The organism is Oribacterium sp. oral taxon 078 str. F0263, from assembly GCF_000469565.1.
Taxonomy (GTDB): domain Bacteria; phylum Bacillota; class Clostridia; order Lachnospirales; family Lachnospiraceae; genus Oribacterium.
This window is the reverse complement of sequence record NZ_KI273122.1, coordinates 25,768-47,983: the sequence shown is the minus strand read 5'-3', so window position 1 is coordinate 47,983 and position 22,216 is coordinate 25,768. Positions and strand designations below refer to the sequence as shown.

Sequence of the window (22,216 nt, the reverse complement as noted above, 5' to 3'; positions counted from 1 at the left end):
GGGCTTCACATCCTCTCTTCTTTACTTCAGGCTTCCGGCCCGAAGCCCTCGTAATTTTTAACCTCTATTTCCCCAGAGGCAATCTTCTTCTCCAGCTCTTCACACTTGTCCACGATATCCTGGGGGAATTTCTCCCCAAGCGCTTTCTTCATCACGGAAAAATCCGTCAGACTGACTCCTCCCTCCGAAAGCGTCAGATACTGTGTCGTCCCTCCGCGGAAGCTTCCGTCTGCGGCCGCCTGAATGATAAGATAGCAGGCATTGTCCACCCTCTTTACCATAGAGGTCAATACAGAGCCCGGCTGATCCGCGTCCTGATTCAGATCTACGCCGATGGCATATTCCCCGGCCTCCTTCGCCGCTTCCAGGACTCCGGTTCCCGTTCCTGACGCGACATTCATGACAATGTCAGCCCCCTGCTCATATTGGGCCAGCGTCAGCTCCTTTCCCTTCAGAGGGTCCGACCAGGAGCCCGCAAAGGACTGAAGGATGGAGATATCGGGGTCAATATACTTTGCACCCTGTTCATAGCCGACATAAAAATCATGCAGGACAGGGATATCCATCCCTCCTACCCAGCCTATGATATGCTCCGGGTTCACTCCCTTAATCTCTGTCTTCTGGGTGAACATCGCCGCAGCCGCCCCCGCCAGAAAGGATCCCTGATTCTGCGCGAAGCTGATGGATTCCACATTGGGGAGATCCACCTTTGTATCGATGATCGCGAATTTGATCTTCGGATAATCGGGAGCATGCTTTGCAATATAATCCGCCATATTGGAGGAGCTTCCGATCACCAGATCATAGCCCCCTTCACAAGCGGAAAGCAGATTCGCCTCCCATTCCTGCGCGGTAGTCCCCTCCAGAGACTTTAATTCAATGCCGAAATCCGAAACGGCCTTCTGCGCTCCGGCATTGCAGGAATCATTGTAGGATTTATCTCCCAGATTCCCTGTATAGACAATGCAGACCCTGAGCTTTTCCTTTTTTTCGTCCCCTTCCGGCTCCGCACTTTTTGCAGAGCTCCCCTTTTCCTCCGCCTTTTGAGATGCCGCCTCATTGGCCGAAGGGCCGCAGGCTCCGAGCGTCAGGATGACGGTCATAGCAAGCAAGATACCGATCGCTTTCTTCATTTTTCCTCCTTTTCTTTTTCATTTCGCACATAGGAAAATGGTTTCCTATATCATTTTCTTAATCTCTAAGATAGACGATAAGTCCTCCTCTGTCAAGAGCGGATTTTGTGAATAATACCCTGTAAGTGCGATATATCCCCCTATACTTATGAGCATAATTATGAATATGTGTTTTATTATAAGCTCACAACTATCTTATAATTCATTCTTGCAAGTTTATGCTTGTTTGTTTTAGTCGCTAATGCTATGTTAATTATATTAGTCTCCGTCAGACGCCGGAAGGGCCGCCGTATTTCTGCGAGCGGCATCCCGGCGGGGATATTTCGGTAAAATGATTCAGATCTTTGGAACTATTCTTCGGGAGGCATAGCATGAAAGATGTAAGTGAAGTCCAATCGGTCTCCAATCTGCCGATCATATGGGTTTTATGTGCCGCCACGGTTCTGATTTCCGTACTTCAGACCACGCTTTATGTCAGGAAATGTCTTTCCATATCGAAAAAATCGCAGCTGGACCCTTCCCTCTCGAGACAGGCCTTTCGAATCGGCATGATTTCGGCCATAGGGCCTGCTCTCGGAGTCTTTATCGTCATGGTAGGGCTGATGGCTTCCATCGGAGGTCCCATGGCCTGGCTCAGACTTTCTATTATCGGCGCTGCCCCGACGGAGCTCTCCGCCGCAAGGATCGGAGCGGAGGCTTATGGCGCGGAGCTCGGTTCCGACAAGTATACTCTCACGGCACTCGCGGTTTCCTGGTTCACCATGGCCCTCAACGGAGCGGGCTGGCTTCTTTTCACGGGCATTGCGACCCCTTCCCTTGAATTCCTGCGAAACAAGGTCTCCGGAGGGGACGCAAAGTGGCTTGTCATTTTGAGCGGGGCCTGCTCTCTGGGAATCTTCGGCTATCTGAATTCCGGCGATATCCTTAAGGGCTGGGGAAACAGAACCGCGGTTATCGTCGGTGCTCTCGCCATGATTCTCCTCGTAAAAACCGTATGCAAAAAGTTCCCGAAGCTGATGGAGTATTCCCTAGGAATCGCGATGCTCATCGGAATCACCGCCGCGATATTGGCGGAGCCCTGAGGGATAAGCGGAGTTCCGAAATCCCGCAGTTTCAAATGCAGCAGCTGTCATGGAAATTTTCCGCGCTTTTCGGAGAAAGGAGAAGACTGTGAAGGAAGAGGAACTGATGAAGGAATGGAAAAGCTCTTCCATTCGCATAGGCAGTCCCACAAATATCATGGCTGCCTTGACTGCCTTTATCCCCGTAATCTGGCTGTGCAACAGCCATAATTGCTGGCCTCCGCTGCAGACCGTCCTGACCGCATGGGGAATGGTGGCCGCATCCTTCGGCGCCTTTTATTTCGTGGAGCCGATATCCTACTACGCCGCACTTGGGATGACCGGAACCTATCTGAGCTTTTTATCGGGAAACATCGGGAATATGCGTGTCCCCTGTGCCGCCTTGGCCCTGGACACAACGGGATCCAAGCCGGGGACTCTGCAGGCGGAGCTCGTTTCCACCATGGCTATCTGCGGCTCCATCATCACCAATCTGATCGCCACCAGCTCGGCGGTACTGATCGGCTCCGCCGTCTTATCCGTGCTCCCGGCGATCGTCGTAGACGGGCTCACCAAATATGCGAGCTCCGCAATCTTTGGGGCAACCTTCGGAAACTTCGCCATAAAGTATCCAAAGCTTGCCGTCTTTGCTCTGCTGATCCCGGTCCTTCTGAAACGCTTCACATCCCTTCCGCCTGCTTTTGTCATCGCATTTTCCGTCTTTGGCACTCTCCTGATCGCGAGAATCTTTTATAAAAACAAGTGGATAAGCTCATAACGCCATGCCGATAAGGAGGATTTATCATGTGGGAAAAGTGTAAAGAACTGCAGAACAAGCTGCTTCGCATGCGGCGGGATCTCCACCAGATTCCGGAGCTTGGCGGAGATCTCCCGAAGACCCGCGCTTATCTGGAAGAGCGGCTTCAGGAGATCGGGATTCCCTTTGAGGAAAACAGCTTTGACAGCGGTCTGATCGCGACGATACCGGGGTTTAAGGATGGTCCTGTCCTCGCTCTCCGCGCGGATATGGATGCTCTTCCGATCACGGAAGAAAATGAGGTGGATTACATCTCCAGGCATAAGGGCTGCATGCATGCCTGCGGCCATGATACCCATATGGCGATGCTGCTGGGAGCCGCGGAGCTCCTTTTCAAAAACAGGGATCGGATCCCCGGCAGTATCCGCCTTTTGTTTCAGACGGATGAGGAGGGCGCTCAGGGGGCCAGGAGAATGGTCGATCATGGCTGTATGGACGGCGTGAGTGCCGTCTTTGGGACCCATATCGGGACCATCCTTTCGAAGGAAATCCCCGCCGGGACGGTGATATGTACGCCCGGCTGCTGCATGGCCTCCTTTGACAAGTTTATAGTGCGGATCCATGGCTCCGGCTGCCACGGATCGACCCCGGAAAAGGGAGTCGATCCCATCAATATAGGAGCGCATCTCATCCTCTCCCTGCAGGAGGTCCTCGCGAGAGAAATCCCCGCGGTAAAGCCTGCGGTCCTGACCGTCGGACATGTGGAGGCCGGAAAGACCTATAATGTCATACCAACGGAATTTCTTCTGGAGGGCACGATCCGGTCCCTGGACAAGGAAACCCGCGATTTCCTCGCAAAAAGGATTCAGGAGATCTCTTCCCAGACCGCGGCGCTCTTCCGCGGAAGCGCAGAAGTGCAGATGATCTGGGGAGCACCCCCTGTGGTCAACGATCCCGCCATGGCAAAGCTGGTCGCCGACTGCGCACGGGAAGTCGTCGGAGCGGAGAAGACGATAGATCATGTGGATGCACCGAACATGGGGGGAGAAGACTTCGCCTATTATCTGGAAAAGGCTCCCGGAGCCTTTATCTTCCTAAGCTCCTCCAATAAAGAAAAAGGAAGCGATGTCTCCCATCATAACCCCAGGTTCAACGTCGACGAGGATGTCCTCTGGATCGGATCCGCTCTCTTTGTGAAAATCGTCGAGAAATACTTTCACATAGAATAGCGGCAGTACAGCAAGCAGAAAGGCAGGCTCTTATGATTCCGCAGATTCCGCAGCTAAGTCTTTTTCTGTCTTATGCTCTCCTTCTTCTGCTCGCAATATATATTTTTGTATACATCCCAAACAAAAAGAGGCATTCCGCGCAAAAGCGCATGCTCGCTTCTCTCAAGGAAGGGGATGAGGTGATCACAATAGGAGGAATCGTCGGAATCGTTTCTGAGCGGAACGGCGACTATGTCACGCTTCTCATCGACAAAGAAAAAGAGGTCCATATCAGAGTAGTGCTGTATGCAATACGGCAGATAAAAGCAGCGAAACCTTAAAGGAGAGGGGAGCATGGCTTCCCCTCTCTCTTTTCTTTCCCATGATATCTGCCGAAGATCAGGGACTTTGGAGGAATTTATGACGATAAAGGATATCGCGAAGCTGGCAGGAGTATCTGTATCCACAGTCTCCAAGGTCATGAACCAAAAGGACAGCAGCATCAGTCAGAAAACCAGAGAACGGGTCCTTCAGATTGCCCGCTCATGCAACTACTCTCCCTATGCGGCATTCATCTCCCAGCATCTCAAGTATTTCCATGCAAAGCTCCTGATCCGGGAAAATTCACTGCTCTTTGGCTCGGTCATGAAGGGCCTTCTTTCAGAAGCACAGAGCAAGGGATACACCGTATCCCTCTCCATGATACCGAAAAGTGATCCCGAAATCGAATCGCTCTTTTCGGAATTGGAGAAATCCAGGATCGATCTGATTCTGTGGGAGCGGTCCGCGAAGGCGGGAGAAAGGGCCGAGGATTCCTTTCAGAAAAAGCTCAGCGCCCTGCAGCTCCCCTCCGTTCCCTTTTTTTCGGATGATGAGCGCTCCTTTCACATGGACCTGTCTCATATCTCCTATGGTCTTACCGAGAGCTATCATCGGAATCATTTCGAGAAAACAGCCTGCGTCCTGGATCCGGAAAAAAATTATCCCGGCTTCATAGAGGGCTACCGGGAATATTTATTCGATCACCGGCTGCCGATTCCCAAGGACCTGATCTATGATAAAAATCGCCCGGAGCTTCTGGATGAGCTGATCGAAAAATCTGTGAGCGCCGTACTCTGCCCGGACTCCGGCACCGCCATCCGGATCTACCAAAGAGCAGCCGCTTTGCATTATCAGATCCCCTCCGAGCTCTCGATCTGTACTCTGAACCATGGCTCCGAGCTCCCCTCCCTCTTCCCCGATATCAATTTTTATGAACTCCCGGCGGAGGAATTCGGGCGTTTTATCCTTAGAGAGGCACTGCGGCAGCTGGAAGACGGGGACAAGATCCTCCACAGCTTTTCCCCGTCCTTCGTGAAGAGCCGTCAAAGCAGAAGGCCTGTTTCCGCGGCGAAGAGAGAGTGTGAAATATGCATCGTAGGAAGCATCAATATCGATAATTATCTGAATGTCTCCACACTCCCTGTGTCCGGAAAGACCGTCTCCAGCAGCTCTCAGAATATCTATCCCGGAGGGAAGGGCACCAACGAGGCGATCGGGGCCGCAAAGCTTGGGCACCGGGTCTCCCTCATCGGAAACGTAGGAAGAGACAGAGAATCGCATCTGATCTACGATACCCTGAGGAAATATCATGTCCAGCTCCGCGGTGTTTCCCGATGTCCCGAAAAGCAGACGGGAAGGGCGCATATCATTGTAGATCCCAGAGGCGAATCTCTGATCTCCATCCTTTCCGGGGCAAACAGCTCCCTGAGTGCTGCTCTCGTCCGGGAGAAGGAGGAGCTGTTTCGGCGGAGCTCCTTCTCCCTGGTCTGCACGGAGATCCCCATGGATGCCGTTCTGGAGGCCTGCCGCCTGAGCCAAAAATACGGCGGAAAAACCATACTAAAGCCCTCCTCCTGCGGAGAACTCCCGGCAGAGCTCCTTCGATATATCGATATCCTGATTCCCAATCTGAATGAATTAAATGAGATCTGTCCCGGCTTTGGCAGCATGCAGGAAAAAGCCCAATATTTTTTGGATAAAAATATTCCCATTGTCATCGTGACCCTCGGAAGCAGGGGCTGTTTTTTAAAAACAAAAGACTGCGAGAAATCCTATCCCGCGATCGATATCCCATCGGTAGACAGCACCGGGGCCGGGGACGCGTTCATCTCCGCTCTGGCTTCCTACCTGCTGTACGGCTATGACCTGGACCGCTCCATCCGCATCGCGGGCTTCGCGGCGGGCATCAGCACAAGTAGATCCGGCTGCGTCCCATCGCTTGCGGACAGGAATACCCTGGAGACCTATATTTCACAAAGAGAACCTTCTCTCCTTTCCCTTGAGGGAAGCTGCCCGGAAAAGCCGAAGCCATGAAAGCTCGGCCGATGAGCAGACTGATCTCGAATGCTTTCTCCCGCCTGTGAGAGTCTGCGAGATCCCATGCATGAAAAAGCCCGCGGGCTTCTCCCCTGCTCACAAAAAAACGGAGCCCTCCGCTTCCCGGCCTCCCCGCAGAAAGCGCGGCGCAGCAGGCAGCGGAGGACTCCGCATTCCGAGAGAGCTCCCCTATTTTCCAAAGACCGCCTCATAGTCCTTTCGGAATTTTTCGATGCCGATCTCCGTGAGCGGGTGCTTCATCATCTGGACGAGGACCTTATAGGGAACGGTCGCGATATCGGCGCCGGTCTTCGCGCACTCTACGACATGCATCGGATGGCGCACAGAGGCGCAGATCACCTCCGTCCGGATCTCCGGGTATCCTTCAAAAATCGCCATGATATCCTCCACCAAAAGGATGCCGTCCGTTGCAATATCGTCGAGCCTTCCGAGGAAGGGAGAGACATAGCTTGCGCCGGCTCTCGCCGCAAGGAGGGCCTGCGCCGCGCTGAAGATCAGTGTCACATTGGTCCGGATTCCCTCGGAGGAAAGCTGCTTCACCGCCTTCAGTCCCTCCGCAGTCATCGGAATCTTCACAACCATATTCTCATGGAGCCCTGCGATCTCCCGGCCCTCCGAGATCATATCCTCGGCTTTTACACTGCTCGCTCTGACCTCACCGGAGATCGGCCCGTCGACAATCCCCGCGATCTCCTTCAGAGTCTTTCTGTAATCCCGACCCTCCTTCGCGATCAATGAGGGATTTGTCGTCACGCCGGCGATGATCCCCATCTCCCAGCACTCCCGGATCTCGTCCACATTCGCCGTATCAATAAAGAACTTCATCTTCGATTTCCTTCCTTTAAAAGATGATCCGTGCCGCTCTTTTTCTAAATCTGCCGCGCACGGGCCGCCCATTGCCTCATCCTTCGCCCCGCGCCGGCCAAAAAGAAAGCCGGGACGGGAGCGTCCTCTGGCGGAAAAAGCGCCAAAGAGCGGGAATTTACAGCTTTTTCACCTCTTCCGCGATCCTCTCCGCGGTAAAGCCGAAATGCCGGAGGAGAAGCTTTGCCGGCGCGGAGGCACCAAAGCTCTCCATGCCGATGGCCTTCCCGTCGAGCCCAGTATACCGCTCCCAGCCAAAGGTAGAGAGCGCCTCGATGGAGAGCCGCTTTCGGATCCGCTTTGGCAGGACCGACTCCCTGTACTCTTCGCTCTGCTCCTCAAAAAGATCCATGGAGGGCATGGAGACGACTCTCACCGCATAGCCCTCTTTTCTTAAGAGCTCCTCTGCCTCCAGGGCGAGGGAGAGCTCGGAGCCCGTCGCGATCAGGATATACTCCGGCTCCTTCTCCGGCTCCCTCAGGATATAGGCTCCCTTCAGGGCCTTTCTCCCGTCCGGGCAGAGCTGCGGAAGATTCTGCCGGGAGAGAACCAGCGCGGTCGGAGTCTCCGTGGAATTCAGAGCCGCATACCAGGCGGCCTCCGTCTCCAGGCGGTCGCAGGGGCGAAATACCCGGAAATTCGGCATGGCGCGAAGCATCGCGAGCTGCTCCACCGGTTCATGGGTCGGCCCGTCCTCTCCGACCCCGATCGAATCGTGCGTCAGAACGAAAATCTGCGGGATTCTCATAAGCGCAGAGAGCCTCGCCATCGGCTTTAGATAATCGCTGAATACGAAGAAGGTCCCCACATAGCTTCTGAGACCGCCATGGAGCAGTATTCCGTTTGCGATCCCCGCCATCGCAAGCTCCCGGACGCCGAAATGAAGGTTTCGCCCCGAGGGATTTTCTGCGGAAAAATAGGGCTCTCCCTTCAGCTCGGTCTTTGTAGAGGGCGAAAGATCCGCGGAGCCTCCGAAGAGATTCGGAATCCTCTCCTTCAGGATCTGGAGCACCGCCCCGGAAGAGGCCCTCGTCGCCTCCTCCTTCTCTGCCGCCCGGAAGAAGTCCTTATCATAGAGCAGCGCGGCCTCGTCCTCTCTTCCGTAATAGCGCTTCCAGAGCGCATAGAGCTCCGGAAAGCGCCCGCGGTAGTCCTCCATCTTCCTCTGCCAGCTTCTCTCTGCATCCCTCTTCGATTCCGCGAGCTCTCTGTAATGCGTATAGACCTCTGCCGGCACGTAAAAGGGCTCCTGAGAGGGCCAGCGGAGAAACTCCTTCATCTTAACGATGTTTTCCTCTCCAAGGGGTTCCCCGTGTGCCTTCTCGCTCCCCTGCTTTCCGGGACAGCCGTAGCCGATCTCCGTTTTCACGATGATAAAATAGGGCGCGGAATCATCCGCCTCCGCAGTCTCCAATGCCCTGGAGATCGCAGCGAGATCGTTTCCGTCCGGGACGATCAAGGTCTTAAAGCCGAAGGCCTGCACCCTCTTCTCCACATCCTCCGTGAAGGCAAGATCCGTAGATCCTTCGATGGATATCCCATTCGAATCATAGAGAATCGTCAATTTATCGAGCTTCCAGCTTCCCGCAAGGGAAAGCGCCTCCGAGGAGATCCCCTCCATCATGCAGCCATCGCCGCAGAGCGCATAGCATCTGTGGTTTACGATCTCAAAGCCGGGCCTGTTGAAAATCGCCGCGAGATGCTTCTCCGCCGCGGCCATGCCGACTGCCATGGCGAGCCCCGCGCCGAGCGGTCCTGTCGTGGCCTCGACTCCGGCCGTATGTCTGTACTCCGGATGCCCCGGCGTCTTCGAAGAAAGCTGACGGAAATCCATGAGATCTTCCTTCGTAAGGCCGAAGCCATAGAGGTGGAGAAGCGCGTAGAGCAGCATGGAGCCATGTCCTGCGGAGAGGATGAAGCGGTCCCGGTCCTCCCATTCCGGATTTTCCGGATTTATCTTAAGATGATGGGCCCAGAGCTCATAAGCCATCGGCGCAGCTCCCAGGGGAAGCCCCGGATGTCCGGACTTCGCCTTCTGAATCGCATCCGCAGACAGCACACGGATCGCATTGACTGCCTGCTCCTCAATCTGCTTCTCCATAAAATCTCCTTCTTATTATCCCGAATTTTGGGAAATTATTTTTCTTCGCTATCATAGCACAAAAAAAGCTCCCTGTATATCGGTGATCCCGCGCAATCATCCCGGCAAAAGCTCCCGCGGACTCTATTTTGTAAAGACATATTGCTCCAGGCGGCGGAAGGCCTCCTTTACGCGGCTCAGGGGGAGAGCCAGATTCATGCGGATATGTGTTTTTCCGTGAAATCTGCTTCCATCCTGCCAGGCGACTCCGACATCCCACCCCTTCTTTAAGAGCTCCTGAAGACTGATCCCGCGTTCCTTCATCCACTCCGCGCAGTCCAGGAAGAGCATATAGGTCCCCTCGGGCTTCTGGACACAGACTCCGCGAAAATGCTCTTTGATATAGTCACAGGCGTAGTCCACATTTCCCTCGATCACCTCCCGGAGCTCAGAAAGCCACTCGGCTCCCTCGGCCCGGTAGGCTCCGATCAGAGCGTGCATGGAGAGAACGTTCATGTCGTTATAATGGGAAAGCGAGGATTCCTTCTGTACGCGGTCCCGGATCCAGTCGCTGTAGATGATATGGTAGCTTCCGATCAGGCCCGCGAGGTTGAAGGTCTTCGAGGGCGCATAGAGAGCGACCGTCCTCTGTCTCGCATCCTCACTCACGCTCTGTGTCGGGATGTGGCGGTGTCCGTAGAGGATGATATCCGACCATATTTCGTCGGATACGACATAGACTTCATGCCTTTTATAGATCTCCATGGCCTTCTCCAGCTCCCATCTCTCCCAGACTCTGCCGCAGGGATTATGGGGAGAGCAGAAGACCGCCGCATGGATCCCCTCCTCCACGATCTTTTTCTCCATATCCTCGAAATCCATGCGGAAAATCCCGCGCTCATCCCGGACAAGCGGGCTGTGGATGATGCGGTAGCCGTTGTTCTCCAAAGAGGAGGTGAAGCCGATATAGGTCGGGGAGTGGAGAAGAACCTTGTCCCCCTTCGAGCAAAGGACATTGACTGCGCTCACGACACCCCCGAGGACTCCGTTCTCGTAGCCGATATGCTTTGCCTCCAGACCCTCTATGCCGTTTCTCTCCCTCTGCCAGCGGATAATGGCGTTATAGTACGCCTCCGTCGGGCGAAAATATCCGAAGGCCGGGTGTTCTGTCCTTTTGATGATCTCCTCCTGCACCGTCGGGACCACCGGAAAATTCATATCCGCGACCCACATCGGGATCAGATCAAAGCCCTCCTTCGGTGGATCCGGCGCAAAGGGGATCCCCGCAGTAAGCCCATCCACCGCGATAGCATCCCTCCCGTGCCGATCCATGATTGAGATGAAATCATACTTCATAGAAATGCTCCTTTCCCATCGGACTGCTGTCTTTCTTTCCCATTCCGGACTTTAAAAAGCAAAGGGCTCAGTCCGAAACGAAATCCCTTCGATACGGCGAAAAGGCATCCAGCACTATGCCCTCTTCCAGACATACACAGCCGTGCTCGACGCCCCCTGTCTTTAAAAGCGTGTCCCCCTCCCGGACGATCCGCTTCTCTCCACCGATCGTAAATTCAAAGCTTCCGCTCTTAATATAGCTGATCTGCGTATGCGGATGATGGTGGAGCTTCCCCACTGCGCCCTTTTGGAAGCGATTCTCCACCAGCATGAGATCATCGGAGTAGGCGAGAACTCTGCGCTCGATTCCCTCTCCGCCGGATTCTGATTCTGTCTCCCCATAGGGAAGCCAGCGCTCATTTTTGTGACCTGTCATTCCATTTCTCCTTTCCTCCTCAGAAGAATCATTCCCTGTTTGCCATAGAGCGCTCTTCGTCCTCTGCAGCTCTTTATCTCCCGCCAAAGCATAGCAAAATATGGCTTCCCCTGTCAATTTCCCGGCGCAGTTTCAGGGGAGGAGCCTTCGCCCCTCCCCCGAAACCGCGTCTGTGTACTTTTTATTCGTCAATATATCCCGGGCTCAGGTCCCAAAGCCGCGCCCGCGCTCTTCTTATTTCCGAAGCTTTGTATAGCGGAAGAAGAGGCTTCCATCCGGGATCATATAATAGCCGGATACATTGTCATGCATCAGGAAGTTATTCATCTTATAGTAAAGGGGAAGCACCGGATACTGCGCTGCCTGCAGCTTATCCGCCTCCTTTACCAGCTCCGCAAATTTCTTCTGATCCGGCTCGACGCGCGCTTCATCTACGATTTTATCGTAGGCAGGGTCGCTGAAACGGACATTGTTTGAGACATCATCCGTATACACTAGGGGAAGGAAGCTCATCGGATTCAGATAATCCGCGGACCAGCCCATCGCACAGACATCATAGTTTCCCTGCCGCACGCCGTCATAGTATACCGCCCAGTCGGCGCTTGTCACATCGACGGAGATCCCCAGATTCTTTTTCAGCATCTCCGCGATCGCCTCGGCGATCTTCTTTGCCGTATCGTCCGAATAGTAGGAAAGCTGCAGCGTCGGAAAGCTCTTCGGATCCTCATAGCCCGCTTCCTTCAAGGCCTCTCTCGCAAGCTCCGGATCCGCCTTCGGCTTCAGGGAGAAGTCCTCTCTCCCCTCCGTGATATCCTTCCCGTCCACGCTGTAGCCGGGCGGCAGCATGCTGTAGGCGGGCGTCGCATCGATCTGAACCACATTGCTGATCAGCTCCTCCCGGTCCACGGCGAGGCAGATGGCCTTTCTGACCAGCGGATTGTTGTAGGGCTCCTTCTGGCAGTTGATGTCATAGAACACACTGCCGTAGCTCGGCTCCATGATGATGCCCGCGTTTTCCGCCTTGAGGCGCTGGATGTCGCCGGAGGGGATGGAGCGAATCCCGTCGACCTCTCCGTTCTCATAGGCGGTCAGCGCCGTAGAGGAATCCAGGACGAAGCGGAAGGTGAGCTTTTCCAGTGTCGTGTGTTCGGCGTCCCAGTAATTTTCATTCCGAACGAGCACATAGGATTCTCCGTTGTTCACCTCGGAGAGACGGAAGGGACCGTTGCAGATATAGCTTTCCGCCGACTGCGTCCAGCGGTCTCCATTCTTTGTGAGCGTCTCCTCCTTGAGCGGGGAATAGCACCACATGGATACCAGATCCAGGAAGAAGGAGCAGGGTCCCTTCAGACGATACTCAAGCGTTTGATCGTCTATCGCTCTCACGCCGAAGTCGGAATCATCCCCTTTGTCGTAGAACTCCTTTGCCCCGACGATGTAATCCGTGAAAAGGTTCGCATACTGCGCTGTCGTCTCCGGCGTGCAGACATGCCGCGCGGCGTAGACATAGTCCTTCGCGGTGAGCGCTGTCCCGTCGCTCCACTTGAGGTCCTTTCTGAGATGGAAGGTATAGACCGTCATGTCATCATTGGATTCCCAGCTCTCCGCATCTCCGGCCTCGATCTCCCCCTTTTGATTATAGGTCACAAGTCCCTCAAAACAATTCCGGATCACATACATCGCGAAGCTGTTATTGGTATAGCTGGGGTCAATGGAATCCGGAAGATTACTGAGAACGTAGGTGAGCTCCTGCTTTCCGCTTTTCTCTTCGGACTCCGTTTTCTCTCCGGCCGCACTGCTTCCCGAGAGATCCAGCTTCTCCTCCCGGGAGCTTGCGTCTGTCCCTCCTCCGCCGCCGCAGGCGGAGAGGAAGAGAGCCGCAAGAGCTGTAAGCACAAGAAGCAGTTTCCGATTTTTTTTCATACTGTCCTCCTTTTTCGGGGAGATACGACATAAAGCAGCGGGCACGGGCCCTCAGTCGTATAGATGGCAGGCGCAAAAATGTGCATTCCCAAGCTTCTTAAGGGGCGGCTGCTCCTCCTCGCAGACTGCCCTTCGGAAGGGGCAGCGGGTGTGGAAGCGGCAGCCGGAGGGGGGATGAATCGGACTCGGGATATCCCCCTCTATGCTGCTCTTTTCCTTCTCCCTGGCCCTCTTCGGATCCGCGATCGGTATGCTCTCGAGAAGCCCCTTCGTATAAGGATGGAGCGGCCTCTCGTAGATTTCCTCCGCCTCCCCGATCTCCACAAGCTGCCCCAGGTACATGACGCCGACCTCATCCGAGACATAGCGCACCATGGAGAGATCATGGGCGATGAAAAGGTAGGCACAGCCGCTCTCCTCCTGAAAGTCCTTCAGGAGATTGACGATCTGGGCCTGAATCGAGACATCCAAAGCGGAGATCGGCTCATCGCAGATCACAAGGGCAGGCTTTAGGATGAGGGCCCGCGCGATGCCGATGCGCTGCCTCTGCCCCCCGGAAAACTCATGGGCATAGCGGTTCAGATGTTCCCTGCTGAGTCCGACCTTTTCCAGCATCGGATAGACAAGCCCGGCGGCCTCCTCCCTGCTCTTCACCATTTTGTGGGCAAAGAGCGGTTCCGCGATGATATCCCGGACCGTCATCCTCGCGTTCAGGGAGGCATAGGGGTCCTGAAAGATCATCTGCACATCCTTCCGGAGAGGCTGCAGACTTCTCTGACTCAGCCTTGTGATCTCCTGCCCCTGAAAATAGATCTGCCCCTCCGTCGGCTCATAGATCCTTATGATAGTGCGGGCGAGAGTGGATTTTCCACAGCCGGACTCCCCGACAATCCCCAGCGTCCTTCCACTCTCCAGAGAAAAGCTCACCCTTTCCACCGCGTGAACCCTCTGCCCCCCTCCCAGCTCAAAATACTTCCTCAGACCGCGCACATCGAGGAGCGCGCCCGCTTTCTTCCCCTCTTCCATCTGCACACTCCTTACATCGCCTGATCCGAAGATCGAAGGCTCCGATCCGACTGATTCGAAAACGGATTATTCTCTCCCGGCGCCTCCTCATCCAAAAGCCAGCAGCGGGAGCGATGCCCGCTTCCGACCTCATAAAAGTCCGGCAGCTCCTCCGCACACAGCGCCCTCGCATAGGGGCAGCGCGGCGCGAAGGGACAGCCCTTCGGAGGATTCGTCATGTCCGGGGGAGAGCCGGGAATCGGGACCAATCTCCTGCCCCGATCCTGCCCAAGCTGCGGAATAGAGTTTAAAAGCCCCATGGTATAAGGGTGATGCGGCGATGAAAAGACCGCGTCGATCGGTGCCTCCTCCATGATGAGCCCGCCGTAGAGCACCTCCACGCGGTCGCAGAGCTCCGCGACGACACTGAGATCATGCGTGATGAAAATGATTCCGGTCCGGTACTCCTTCCTGAGAGCCCTGAGTTCCTTCAGGATCTGATCCTGGATGGTGACATCCAGGGCTGTGGTCGGCTCATCCGCGATCAGGAGAGCGGGGCGGTTTGCGAGCGCCATCGCGATCATAATACGCTGCCTCATGCCGCCGGAAAACTCATGCGGAAAGGAGCGGCATCGCTTTTCCGCCTCCGGTATCCGCACCCTCCGAAAGAGCTCCAGAGTCTCCCTCCGCCTCTCCTCCCTGCTCTTTTCCGGCTGATGCACCCGTATCATCTCCTCGACCTGTGTTCCGACCCGGATCAAAGGATTCAGGGATGACATGGGATCCTGGAATATCATCGCGATCTTCCCTCCGCGGATCCTGCGGAGCTCCCTCCCGGAGAGCTTCGTCAGATCCCTCCCCTCGAAGGAGATCTCTCCCCCCGTAATCTTCGCATTTTCCGGCAGCAGCCTGAGGATCGACATACAGCTCACGCTTTTCCCGCTCCCGGACTCCCCTACCAGGCCGACGATCTCCCCTTCTCTGACCGAAAAGCTCACGCCCCGCACGGCCTTCACTTCTCCCTGACTTGTGAAGAAGGAGGTCTTCAGATCCTTTATCTTCAGCATAAGCTCCCCTCCCTCACTTTCTGAGCTTCGGATCCAGCGCATCTCTCAAGCCGTCCCCGACGAAATTAAAGGCAAACATGATGAGAACGATGACAAAGGCCGGGATAAAGAGCTGATAGGGGCAGGATCTCAGATTTTCCGTCGCATCATTGCACATCGTGCCAAGACTTGCGAGGGGCGGCTTAAGGCCGATCCCCAGAAAGCCCAGGAAGGCCTCCATAAAGATGGCCGAGGGGATCAGCATGGTCGCAGTGACCAGGATCGCTCCCATGGCATTGGGGATGAGGTGCCGGAAAAGTATCGTGCTCGTCGAGGATCCGATCGTCCGCGCCGCCAGCACAAATTCCTGCTGCTTTAGGCTTAAGACCTGTCCCCGCACCACGCGCGCCATGCCCACCCAGTAGACAGAGCCCAGGGCTACGATGATGCTGCTAAGGCCCGAGCCGAGAAGCACCATGATCAGGATGACATAGAGAGTCAGCGGGATGGTCGAAATGATATCCACGATCCGCATCATGAACTCATCGACATTTCCCCCGAGATAGCCGGAGACACCGCCGTAGAGGATCCCGATCAGAAGGTTCACGATCACCGCGACGAAGGCCACGACGAGGGATACCCTGCTTCCGTACATAAGGCGCGTCAGAATATCCCGCCCCAGAGAATCCGTGCCGAGAAGATAATCCCGGTTTCGGATCCTTCGGCTTTTCGCGATCACCAGGGTATCGGGATTCACGACGAGATAGGGCTTCTTCCCATAGTAGAGTCCGAGCTCCGAGCCCTCGTAGTCAAAGATCAGCATCTGCCTCTCACTGTCCTCCCGGAGCTTGTTCAGCTGCTCTCCGAAGTCCCCTTCTGCGGAGACTCTCAAAAGCTTCATGCTCTGCGTGATATAAAGCCAGCCGTTTCCGTCCGGAGTCTCAAAGACCTTTATCCTCGGGGCGATATTTGCCGCATTGAGGTCCTGCTCGGAATAGCTTTTCCCCGTAAAAAAAGGCCCGAGGACGGAGAAAAGGACGAGAAGAACGATGATCAAAAAGCCCGCGATCGCCGTCGGTTTTTTTCGAAAGCGGGACCAGACATCTCCCGCAAAGCTCCGGGTCTTCCGCCATATCCTCTCCCGCTCTTCGTTCGTCTGCTGCAAAGCTTCCCAGTTCCTCTTCATCCTCTGTCCCTCCTAATCATAGCGAATGCGGGGATCGATAAGACAGTAGAAAAGATCCACAAGGAGCGTCATCCCCATCAGAAAGCTTGCGTAGAATATGGTCACTCCCATGATTGTCGTATAGTCCCGCTGCGAGACGCTGTTCACAAAGTGTACTCCGAGCCCCGGAATCGCGAAGATCTTCTCCACCACGAAGGAACCGGTCAGAAGATTCGCGATGGTCGGTCCGAGCACGGTAACGAGCGGGATCAGGGCATTTCGAAGCGCGTGCCGAAATACCACAGCCCCCTCCGTAAGTCCCTTGGCGCGGGCCGTCCGGATGTAATCCTGGCCCATAACTTCAAGAAGGCTGGAGCGCATGAGGCGCGCCATATAGCTCACGGAATATCCCCCGAGCGCAATGACGGGGAGGATATAGCCGGACAGACTCGCAAGACCGTAGGTCGGGAGGAGCTTAAGGCGGAAGGAAAAGCAGTAGATGAGGAGAGATGCGATCACAAAGGAGGGGATTGTCACGCCGATCGTGGCGAGTCCCATCAGAAGCATATCCTGCCAGTGCCCGCTTTTTACGGCGGCAAGGATGCCCATGGGGACGGAGGCGAGAAGGACGAAGAAGAGCGTCGCGAGTCCGAGCCTTCCCGAGACCGGAAAGCCCTCGGCGATGAAATCATTGACCGAGCGTCCCGGATACTTGAAGGAGGGACCGAAGTCTCCCCGCAGTACGCCGCCCAGATAATCAAAAAACTGCTTCGGAAGGGGATCGCTCAGATGGTACTTTTTGTTCATCGCCGCCTCGATCTCCGGGGAGACGCGCTTATCTCCCGTAAACGGTCCTCCGGGTATCGCATGCATCACGAGGAAGGTGAGAAGAATCACAAAAAACATGGCGACGATCATCATCCCGATTCTTTTTACGATGTAGCGAAGCATCCGAATCCTCCTCTTTACTTTTACGCATTAAATTTATGCCGCATTGCTCTATAAAAGTATATAAAAGAAAATTATCATAGTTTTTTAACGCTGTCAACGGAATTCTAAAGCCCGCCGGGCCCCGGAGAGCGCTTTTCCTGCTCCTTCCGGGCCCCGGCGGGCTTTAGAACCTTAGAATTCAGTATTCGGAATCGAGGGCCCTTCGGCATGCCTCAGAGGCAGCCGAAGCCTATTTCGCCTCCTTCCTCCTGTAGACGATCCAGAGCGGCAGTGCCACGAGAAGCGTCCCTCCGAGCACATTCCCGATCGTGACCGGGATCAGATTCCCCGTGAAAAGCGTCACCCAGTTGAGGGAGCTGATCTGCTCCTCCGTGAGTCCGAGATCCATGGCAGCCTTCAGATAGGCGGGGACCGCCTTTGCGAAGATCCCGGCCGGAATATAATACATATTTGTGACGCTGTGCTCAAAGCCCGAGATCACAAAAAGCATGATCGGAAAAAAGATCGCCCAGAGCTTTCCCCCGATGTCCTTTGCGGCAGTCGCCATCCAGACGGCGAGGCAGACCAGAAAATTGCAGAGAACTCCGAGGAGCAGGAAGCAGAAGAAGGACCCCCCCACCTTGCCCGCGGCGATCTTTATGGTCATGCCGCCAAGCTCCGCTCCCCCGGCCTTGAGCTGCCCGCTGTTCACCACGATGAGCGCTGTGAAGATGCCTCCTATAAAGTTTCCGATGTAGACAAAGAGCCAGTTCTTCAGCATGGCACTCGCCTTCACCTCACCGTCCAGCACGCCCATGAAGATCAGGCTGTTCCCGGTAAAAAGCTCCGCTCCTGCCAATACGACCATCATAAGCCCCGCTCCAAAGACCGCTCCTGCGATCGTCTTCCCGAGGAAGAAGCTGTCCGGGGAGGCCAGGAGATGGCAGGCCGCAAGGTTCGAGCCCTCTGCGCCAAGCGCGATGAAGATCCCGGAGAGGATTCCCAGAATCAGCATCTTGACAGTGGAAAGGCTGGTCTTCATCTTTCCCGCCGCGACGGTTTTCTCCGCGATCTCCTTCGGTGTCAAAAACAGATTGTCCATACTCTTTTCCTCCTGTAGAAATTCTTAACTGCCAAAAGACCCCCGCGATGCGGTGATCTCAAGCGAAAGCTCCCGGGCGCAGGAGCAAATTAAAAAAGAAGAACTAAAACGTGCCGTGAATCCGGGTCCGTTTCTGTGAAAAATTCTCTGTTTTCCTCCCCTTCCAGAGTCCTATAAACCATATTATATATAAGAGAAAGCTCCTTGTAAACCGGATTCCGGGTGATTTAGGAAAATGTGCATGAAAAAAGCGGCTTTTACGCCGCTTTTCCTGTTTTTTAATATATATCCCTAGGCCATGCCGCTTCTGATCTTTAAACTCCGGAGGCTTTTAAAAAAGGTGGGAACCAGAAAGGCATCCGCACAGATCCAAGCGAGAGGAGAGGCGAAGCATACCGCCGCATAGCCGAAGAAGGGGACAAAGAGGAAGGCGACCAGAGATCGAGCCGCCATCTCGGCGACACCGGCGAGGACCGCGAGTCCGGAAAAGCCCATCCCCTGGAGGGAGAAGCGAAAGACATTGACAAGGACCAGCGGGATATAGAATACCGTATTCGCGACGAGATAAAAATGCGCGTTCGCGATGACCTCTCTCTCCCCCGCATCCAGAAAGATCTTCGGGAGCTGTCCTCCGAAGAAGATCGAAAGGAGGCAGATCAAGATCGCATAGATCGAGCCGAGCTTCGTGGCCTCCAGCACCCCCTCCCGGATCCGGTCGAACTTGAGGGCTCCCACATTCTGACCGGAATAGGTCGCCATCGTCGCCCCCAGGGTGTCGAAGACGCAGCAGAAGAAATTACTGATCCTCTGCCCTGCGGTGATGGATGCCACCGCGACGGCCCCGAGGCCGTTCACCGCCGTCTGGAGGACGACGGAACCGATCGCGGTGATCGAGTACTGAAGTCCCATCGGGATCCCCATCCGAAGCAGCGTCCCGCAGCGCTTTCTGCTGATCCTGAGCTCCCCCTCCTCGAATCGGAGGATCGGGAAGTGACGAATCATATAGAGGAGACAGAGCAGCCCGGAAAGCCCCTGGGAGAGGACCGTCGCATAGGCCGGTCCGTCCACACCAAAGCCGAGAAAGGCGATTGAGACATAATCCAGGACGATATTGAGAAGCGCCGCGAAGATCAGGAAGTAGACCGGCGTCTTGGAATCTCCCAGGGAACGGATCACAGAGGCTGTGATATTGTAGAGAAAGGTCGTCGGGATGCCGAGAAAGATAATGAAAATGTAGCGATAGGCGTACAGAAAGATATCCTTCGGCGTATTCATCCAGCCCAGAATCGGGCGGGTTAAAAGAGCAATCCAAAGCGTCATCACAGCGGAAAAAATCAGGCTGAGCCAGATGATATTTCCGTTATAGCGGCGAAGGCCATGGTAATCCTGCGCGCCGAAGCGCTGCGCCACCGGGATCGCGAAGCCGGAGCAGACCCCGATCACAAAGCCGTTGATCATGAAATTGATCGCACCCGTGGAACCCACGCCGGCGAGCGCATCCCTTCCGAGCATCCTCCCCACGATGATGGTGTCCACCATACTGTAAAACTGCTGGAACAAAGTCCCGAGCAGCATGGGAAGCGCAAAGCCGAGGATCAGCTCTCTCGGATTCCCGCTTGTCATATCCCTTGTGACCTGCTTCTTCTCTTCCATCTTCCCCCTTCTGCACCCGAGGGCGCAGCCCAAGTCCTATGCCTTCTCCCGGATATCTCCGTCCCGATAAGCCTGGAGCAGCTCCTCCAGATCGGAAACCTGCTGCAGGAGCTGTTTTCCGTTGTCGGTCTCTCCTACTCGGATCCGGCTCTTCATCTGCTCCACGATCTGGATCTCCGGCGTATTTTCCTCTCCCTTTTTGAAATCCTTGTGCTCCGCCAGCGCAAGATGCCGGGAGTTATAGATCAGCGTATAGCCCGCAATCCCCGTCTTGGAATGATACGCCTTTGAGATGCCTCCGTCAATCACAAAAAGCTTTCCATTCGCCCGGATGGGACTCTCCCCCTTTCCGGTCTTCACCGGCACATGTCCGTTCACGATATGGCCAAGCTCCGGCTTCACCCCGAACTCCGCGAAGATCTTGTCCGCGCACTTCTCCTCCTTCGAGAAGCTGTAGTAGGGATTGAAGGGCTCCTTATGGGTCTTCGGGTCCTCGATGAAGCAGTGCTCAAAGGTCGTGATCTTCTCCTTTCCGAAGAGAGGAGACTTGGGACCGCACCACATATACCAGAAAAAGTCTGTCGCGTAAAGCTTCCCGTTCGGATCGATCTCTCCGTCCATGAAATAGGCCTCGATCGCCTTTTCATTGAAATAATCCATGAGCGCCTTCCCGGAGAGAGCTCCCCTCTCCGTCTCAAAGGCCATGAACTCCCCGTCCTCCTCCATGGGGATGCAGCCGTGGTAGAGGATATTGTTGTTCACGACCTTATACATCGATCCGTTCGTAAAGAAGAAATGAATATGCTTTTTCAGGAGACGCGAGTGCGTAAAGCTGTAGATGAGGGTCTCCATGAGCTCCTCCTCCTTCTCCGTGAGCCGATACGGGTCCTTCGGATCGATAGAGGGGAAATTTCGGTCCCGGAGCACGTATTCCTCCCCCTCGATCTCCACCGTCCCCCTCTCAAAGTCGATCTTATCCAAGAGAAGCCTGTGGTCCAGATGGTACTCCGGATGGCGCCGGATCAGCTTCCCCTCCTCCTTCAGCATGATAATACTGATCGCCTTGCACATCCTCGCGGCGAGATCCGGATTCACGGAGTCGGAGATATTCTCATCGAGAAGATGCGTGCGGAAGCAGAGGCAGGGGTCGTCGCCGTAGACCTCCTGCGCGTACATCGAAAGAGGACGGATATTGATTCCGTATCCGTCCTCCAGCACATCAAAGGAATTATAGGAGGTGGCGATCCGAAGGACATTCGCGATGCAGGCGGGATTTCCGCAGGCCGCCCCCATCCAGTCCGCATCGTGATTTCCCCACTGGATATCGACATCGTGGAAGTTGATGAGCTCCTCCATGATGAGCTCCGCGTGGGGGCCCCGGTCGAAGACGTCTCCGATGATATGCAGACTGTCGATCGTCATGTTCTGGATCAGCTCAGAGAGCGCGATGATGAAGTCCTCCCCCATACGGATATCGATGATGGAGCGGAGGATCTCCTGATGATAGAGCTTCTTATCCTCATCGTCATAGTGGAGAAGCTCATCGATCGCGTAGGCATAGTCCTTCGGCATCTTCTTCCGGATCTTGGATCGCGTGTACTTGGAGCTTATGACCTTGCAGATCGCGACCAGCCGGTTGATCGTGATCTTCTGCCACTCCGGGTTTTCCTTCTCCCGGCAATGGGGATTCCCCAGGATCTCCCGCGGATAGTAGATCAGATTCGCAAGTCTCAGCTGCTCCTCCTCCGAGAGGAGATTGCCGAAGGTCTCATCGATCTTTGCCCTCACCACGCCGGAGGAGCTCCTCATGAGATAGATGAAGGCCTCGCTCTCCCCGTGAAGATCCGAGAAAAAGTATTCCGTGCCCTTGGGCAGCCCGCAGATCGCCCTTAAGTTGATGATCTCCGCCGCTGCCGCCGTCGCCGTGGGGAACTGCACCGAAAGCAGCTTAAGATAATCCAGGTCTCTTGCCATGTCTTCCTCCTTGTTCTGAGAAATTCCGTACAGAATGAACCGTCCGCAGAAAGTGATTCCGCATGCTTCCCGTCTCCCCCATGCTGCCCCTGCTTTCCGTTCCCGCATGAGGAAGCCCGCTGCGCTGCATGCCTATCCTGATCCCAGTGTCAAAAATTTTGGGAA

The 22,216-nt window shown here is 55.1% G+C and carries 18 protein-coding genes; 5 read left to right on the top strand and 13 right to left on the bottom strand.

Annotated elements, in window-relative coordinates; all coding sequences use genetic code 11:
- Nucleotides 1-26: 26 nt before the first annotated feature.
- Complete coding sequence (locus HMPREF1986_RS07535; protein ID WP_021774225.1) at nt 27-1,133, bottom strand: BMP family lipoprotein; 1,107 nt, start codon at nt 1,131-1,133, stop codon at nt 27-29.
- Nucleotides 1,134-1,504: 371 nt separating this feature from the next.
- Here HMPREF1986_RS07535 and HMPREF1986_RS07530 point away from each other — a divergent pair, with 371 nt between their 5' ends.
- The 5 genes from HMPREF1986_RS07530 to HMPREF1986_RS07510 all read left to right on the top strand — a co-directional run bounded on the left by HMPREF1986_RS07530 (nt 1,505) and on the right by HMPREF1986_RS07510 (nt 6,514).
- Nucleotides 1,505-2,215 (top strand): DUF5058 family protein, encoded by a 711-nt coding sequence (locus HMPREF1986_RS07530; protein WP_021774223.1) that lies wholly within the window; start codon nt 1,505-1,507, stop codon nt 2,213-2,215.
- 49 nt (nt 2,216-2,264) lie between these two features.
- Nucleotides 2,265-2,972: a hypothetical protein gene (locus HMPREF1986_RS07525; RefSeq protein ID WP_021774222.1), complete on the top strand. Its 708-nt coding sequence runs from the start codon at nt 2,265-2,267 to the stop codon at nt 2,970-2,972.
- A gap of 26 nt (nt 2,973-2,998) precedes the next feature.
- Nucleotides 2,999-4,180, top strand: a complete 1,182-nt coding sequence (locus HMPREF1986_RS07520) for a M20 metallopeptidase family protein (protein WP_021774221.1) — start codon at nt 2,999-3,001, stop codon at nt 4,178-4,180.
- Between the two features lie 32 nt (nt 4,181-4,212).
- A complete protein-coding gene (gene yajC / locus HMPREF1986_RS13765) occupies nt 4,213-4,500 on the top strand; it encodes a preprotein translocase subunit YajC (RefSeq protein ID WP_021774220.1) in 288 nt (95 codons plus the stop codon).
- Between the two features lie 79 nt (nt 4,501-4,579).
- Complete coding sequence (locus HMPREF1986_RS07510) at nt 4,580-6,514, top strand: PfkB family carbohydrate kinase (RefSeq protein ID WP_021774219.1); 1,935 nt, start codon at nt 4,580-4,582, stop codon at nt 6,512-6,514.
- A 192-nt stretch (nt 6,515-6,706) separates the two neighbouring features.
- Here the strand turns inward: HMPREF1986_RS07510 and fsa are convergent, their stop codons facing one another.
- The 12 genes from fsa to HMPREF1986_RS07445 form a co-directional block, all read right to left on the bottom strand.
- The gene (gene fsa, locus HMPREF1986_RS07500; protein WP_036599803.1) at nt 6,707-7,363 is read right to left on the bottom strand and encodes a fructose-6-phosphate aldolase; all 657 of its coding nucleotides are present in this window, start codon (nt 7,361-7,363) and stop codon (nt 6,707-6,709) included.
- A gap of 157 nt (nt 7,364-7,520) precedes the next feature.
- Complete coding sequence (tkt, locus tag HMPREF1986_RS07495) at nt 7,521-9,503, bottom strand: transketolase (RefSeq protein WP_021774216.1); 1,983 nt, start codon at nt 9,501-9,503, stop codon at nt 7,521-7,523.
- Between the two features lie 123 nt (nt 9,504-9,626).
- A complete protein-coding gene (locus HMPREF1986_RS07490) occupies nt 9,627-10,838 on the bottom strand; it encodes a MalY/PatB family protein (protein WP_021774215.1) in 1,212 nt (403 codons plus the stop codon).
- A gap of 67 nt (nt 10,839-10,905) precedes the next feature.
- Nucleotides 10,906-11,253, bottom strand: coding sequence for a cupin domain-containing protein (locus HMPREF1986_RS07485; protein ID WP_036599802.1), 348 nt, complete (start codon nt 11,251-11,253; stop codon nt 10,906-10,908).
- A 234-nt stretch (nt 11,254-11,487) separates the two neighbouring features.
- Complete coding sequence (locus HMPREF1986_RS07480) at nt 11,488-13,176, bottom strand: peptide ABC transporter substrate-binding protein (protein WP_021774213.1); 1,689 nt, start codon at nt 13,174-13,176, stop codon at nt 11,488-11,490.
- A 51-nt stretch (nt 13,177-13,227) separates the two neighbouring features.
- Nucleotides 13,228-14,202, bottom strand: coding sequence for an ABC transporter ATP-binding protein (locus HMPREF1986_RS07475; protein ID WP_021774212.1), 975 nt, complete (start codon nt 14,200-14,202; stop codon nt 13,228-13,230).
- An 11-nt stretch (nt 14,203-14,213) separates the two neighbouring features.
- Nucleotides 14,214-15,248 carry an ABC transporter ATP-binding protein gene (locus HMPREF1986_RS07470; protein WP_021774211.1) on the bottom strand — a complete coding sequence of 345 codons (1,035 nt, stop codon included), beginning with the start codon at nt 15,246-15,248 and terminating at the stop codon, nt 14,214-14,216.
- A gap of 13 nt (nt 15,249-15,261) precedes the next feature.
- Complete coding sequence (locus tag HMPREF1986_RS07465; RefSeq protein WP_021774210.1) at nt 15,262-16,413, bottom strand: ABC transporter permease; 1,152 nt, start codon at nt 16,411-16,413, stop codon at nt 15,262-15,264.
- A 12-nt stretch (nt 16,414-16,425) separates the two neighbouring features.
- Nucleotides 16,426-17,343 (bottom strand): ABC transporter permease, encoded by a 918-nt coding sequence (locus HMPREF1986_RS07460; RefSeq protein ID WP_009214942.1) that lies wholly within the window; start codon nt 17,341-17,343, stop codon nt 16,426-16,428.
- 229 nt (nt 17,344-17,572) lie between these two features.
- Nucleotides 17,573-18,424: a formate/nitrite transporter family protein gene (locus HMPREF1986_RS07455; RefSeq protein WP_021774209.1), complete on the bottom strand. Its 852-nt coding sequence runs from the start codon at nt 18,422-18,424 to the stop codon at nt 17,573-17,575.
- A gap of 291 nt (nt 18,425-18,715) precedes the next feature.
- Nucleotides 18,716-20,077 carry an MATE family efflux transporter gene (locus tag HMPREF1986_RS07450; protein WP_021774208.1) on the bottom strand — a complete coding sequence of 454 codons (1,362 nt, stop codon included), beginning with the start codon at nt 20,075-20,077 and terminating at the stop codon, nt 18,716-18,718.
- Between the two features lie 36 nt (nt 20,078-20,113).
- A complete protein-coding gene (locus HMPREF1986_RS07445; RefSeq protein ID WP_036599799.1) occupies nt 20,114-22,051 on the bottom strand; it encodes a fructose-bisphosphatase class III in 1,938 nt (645 codons plus the stop codon).
- Nucleotides 22,052-22,216: the final 165 nt, after the last annotated feature.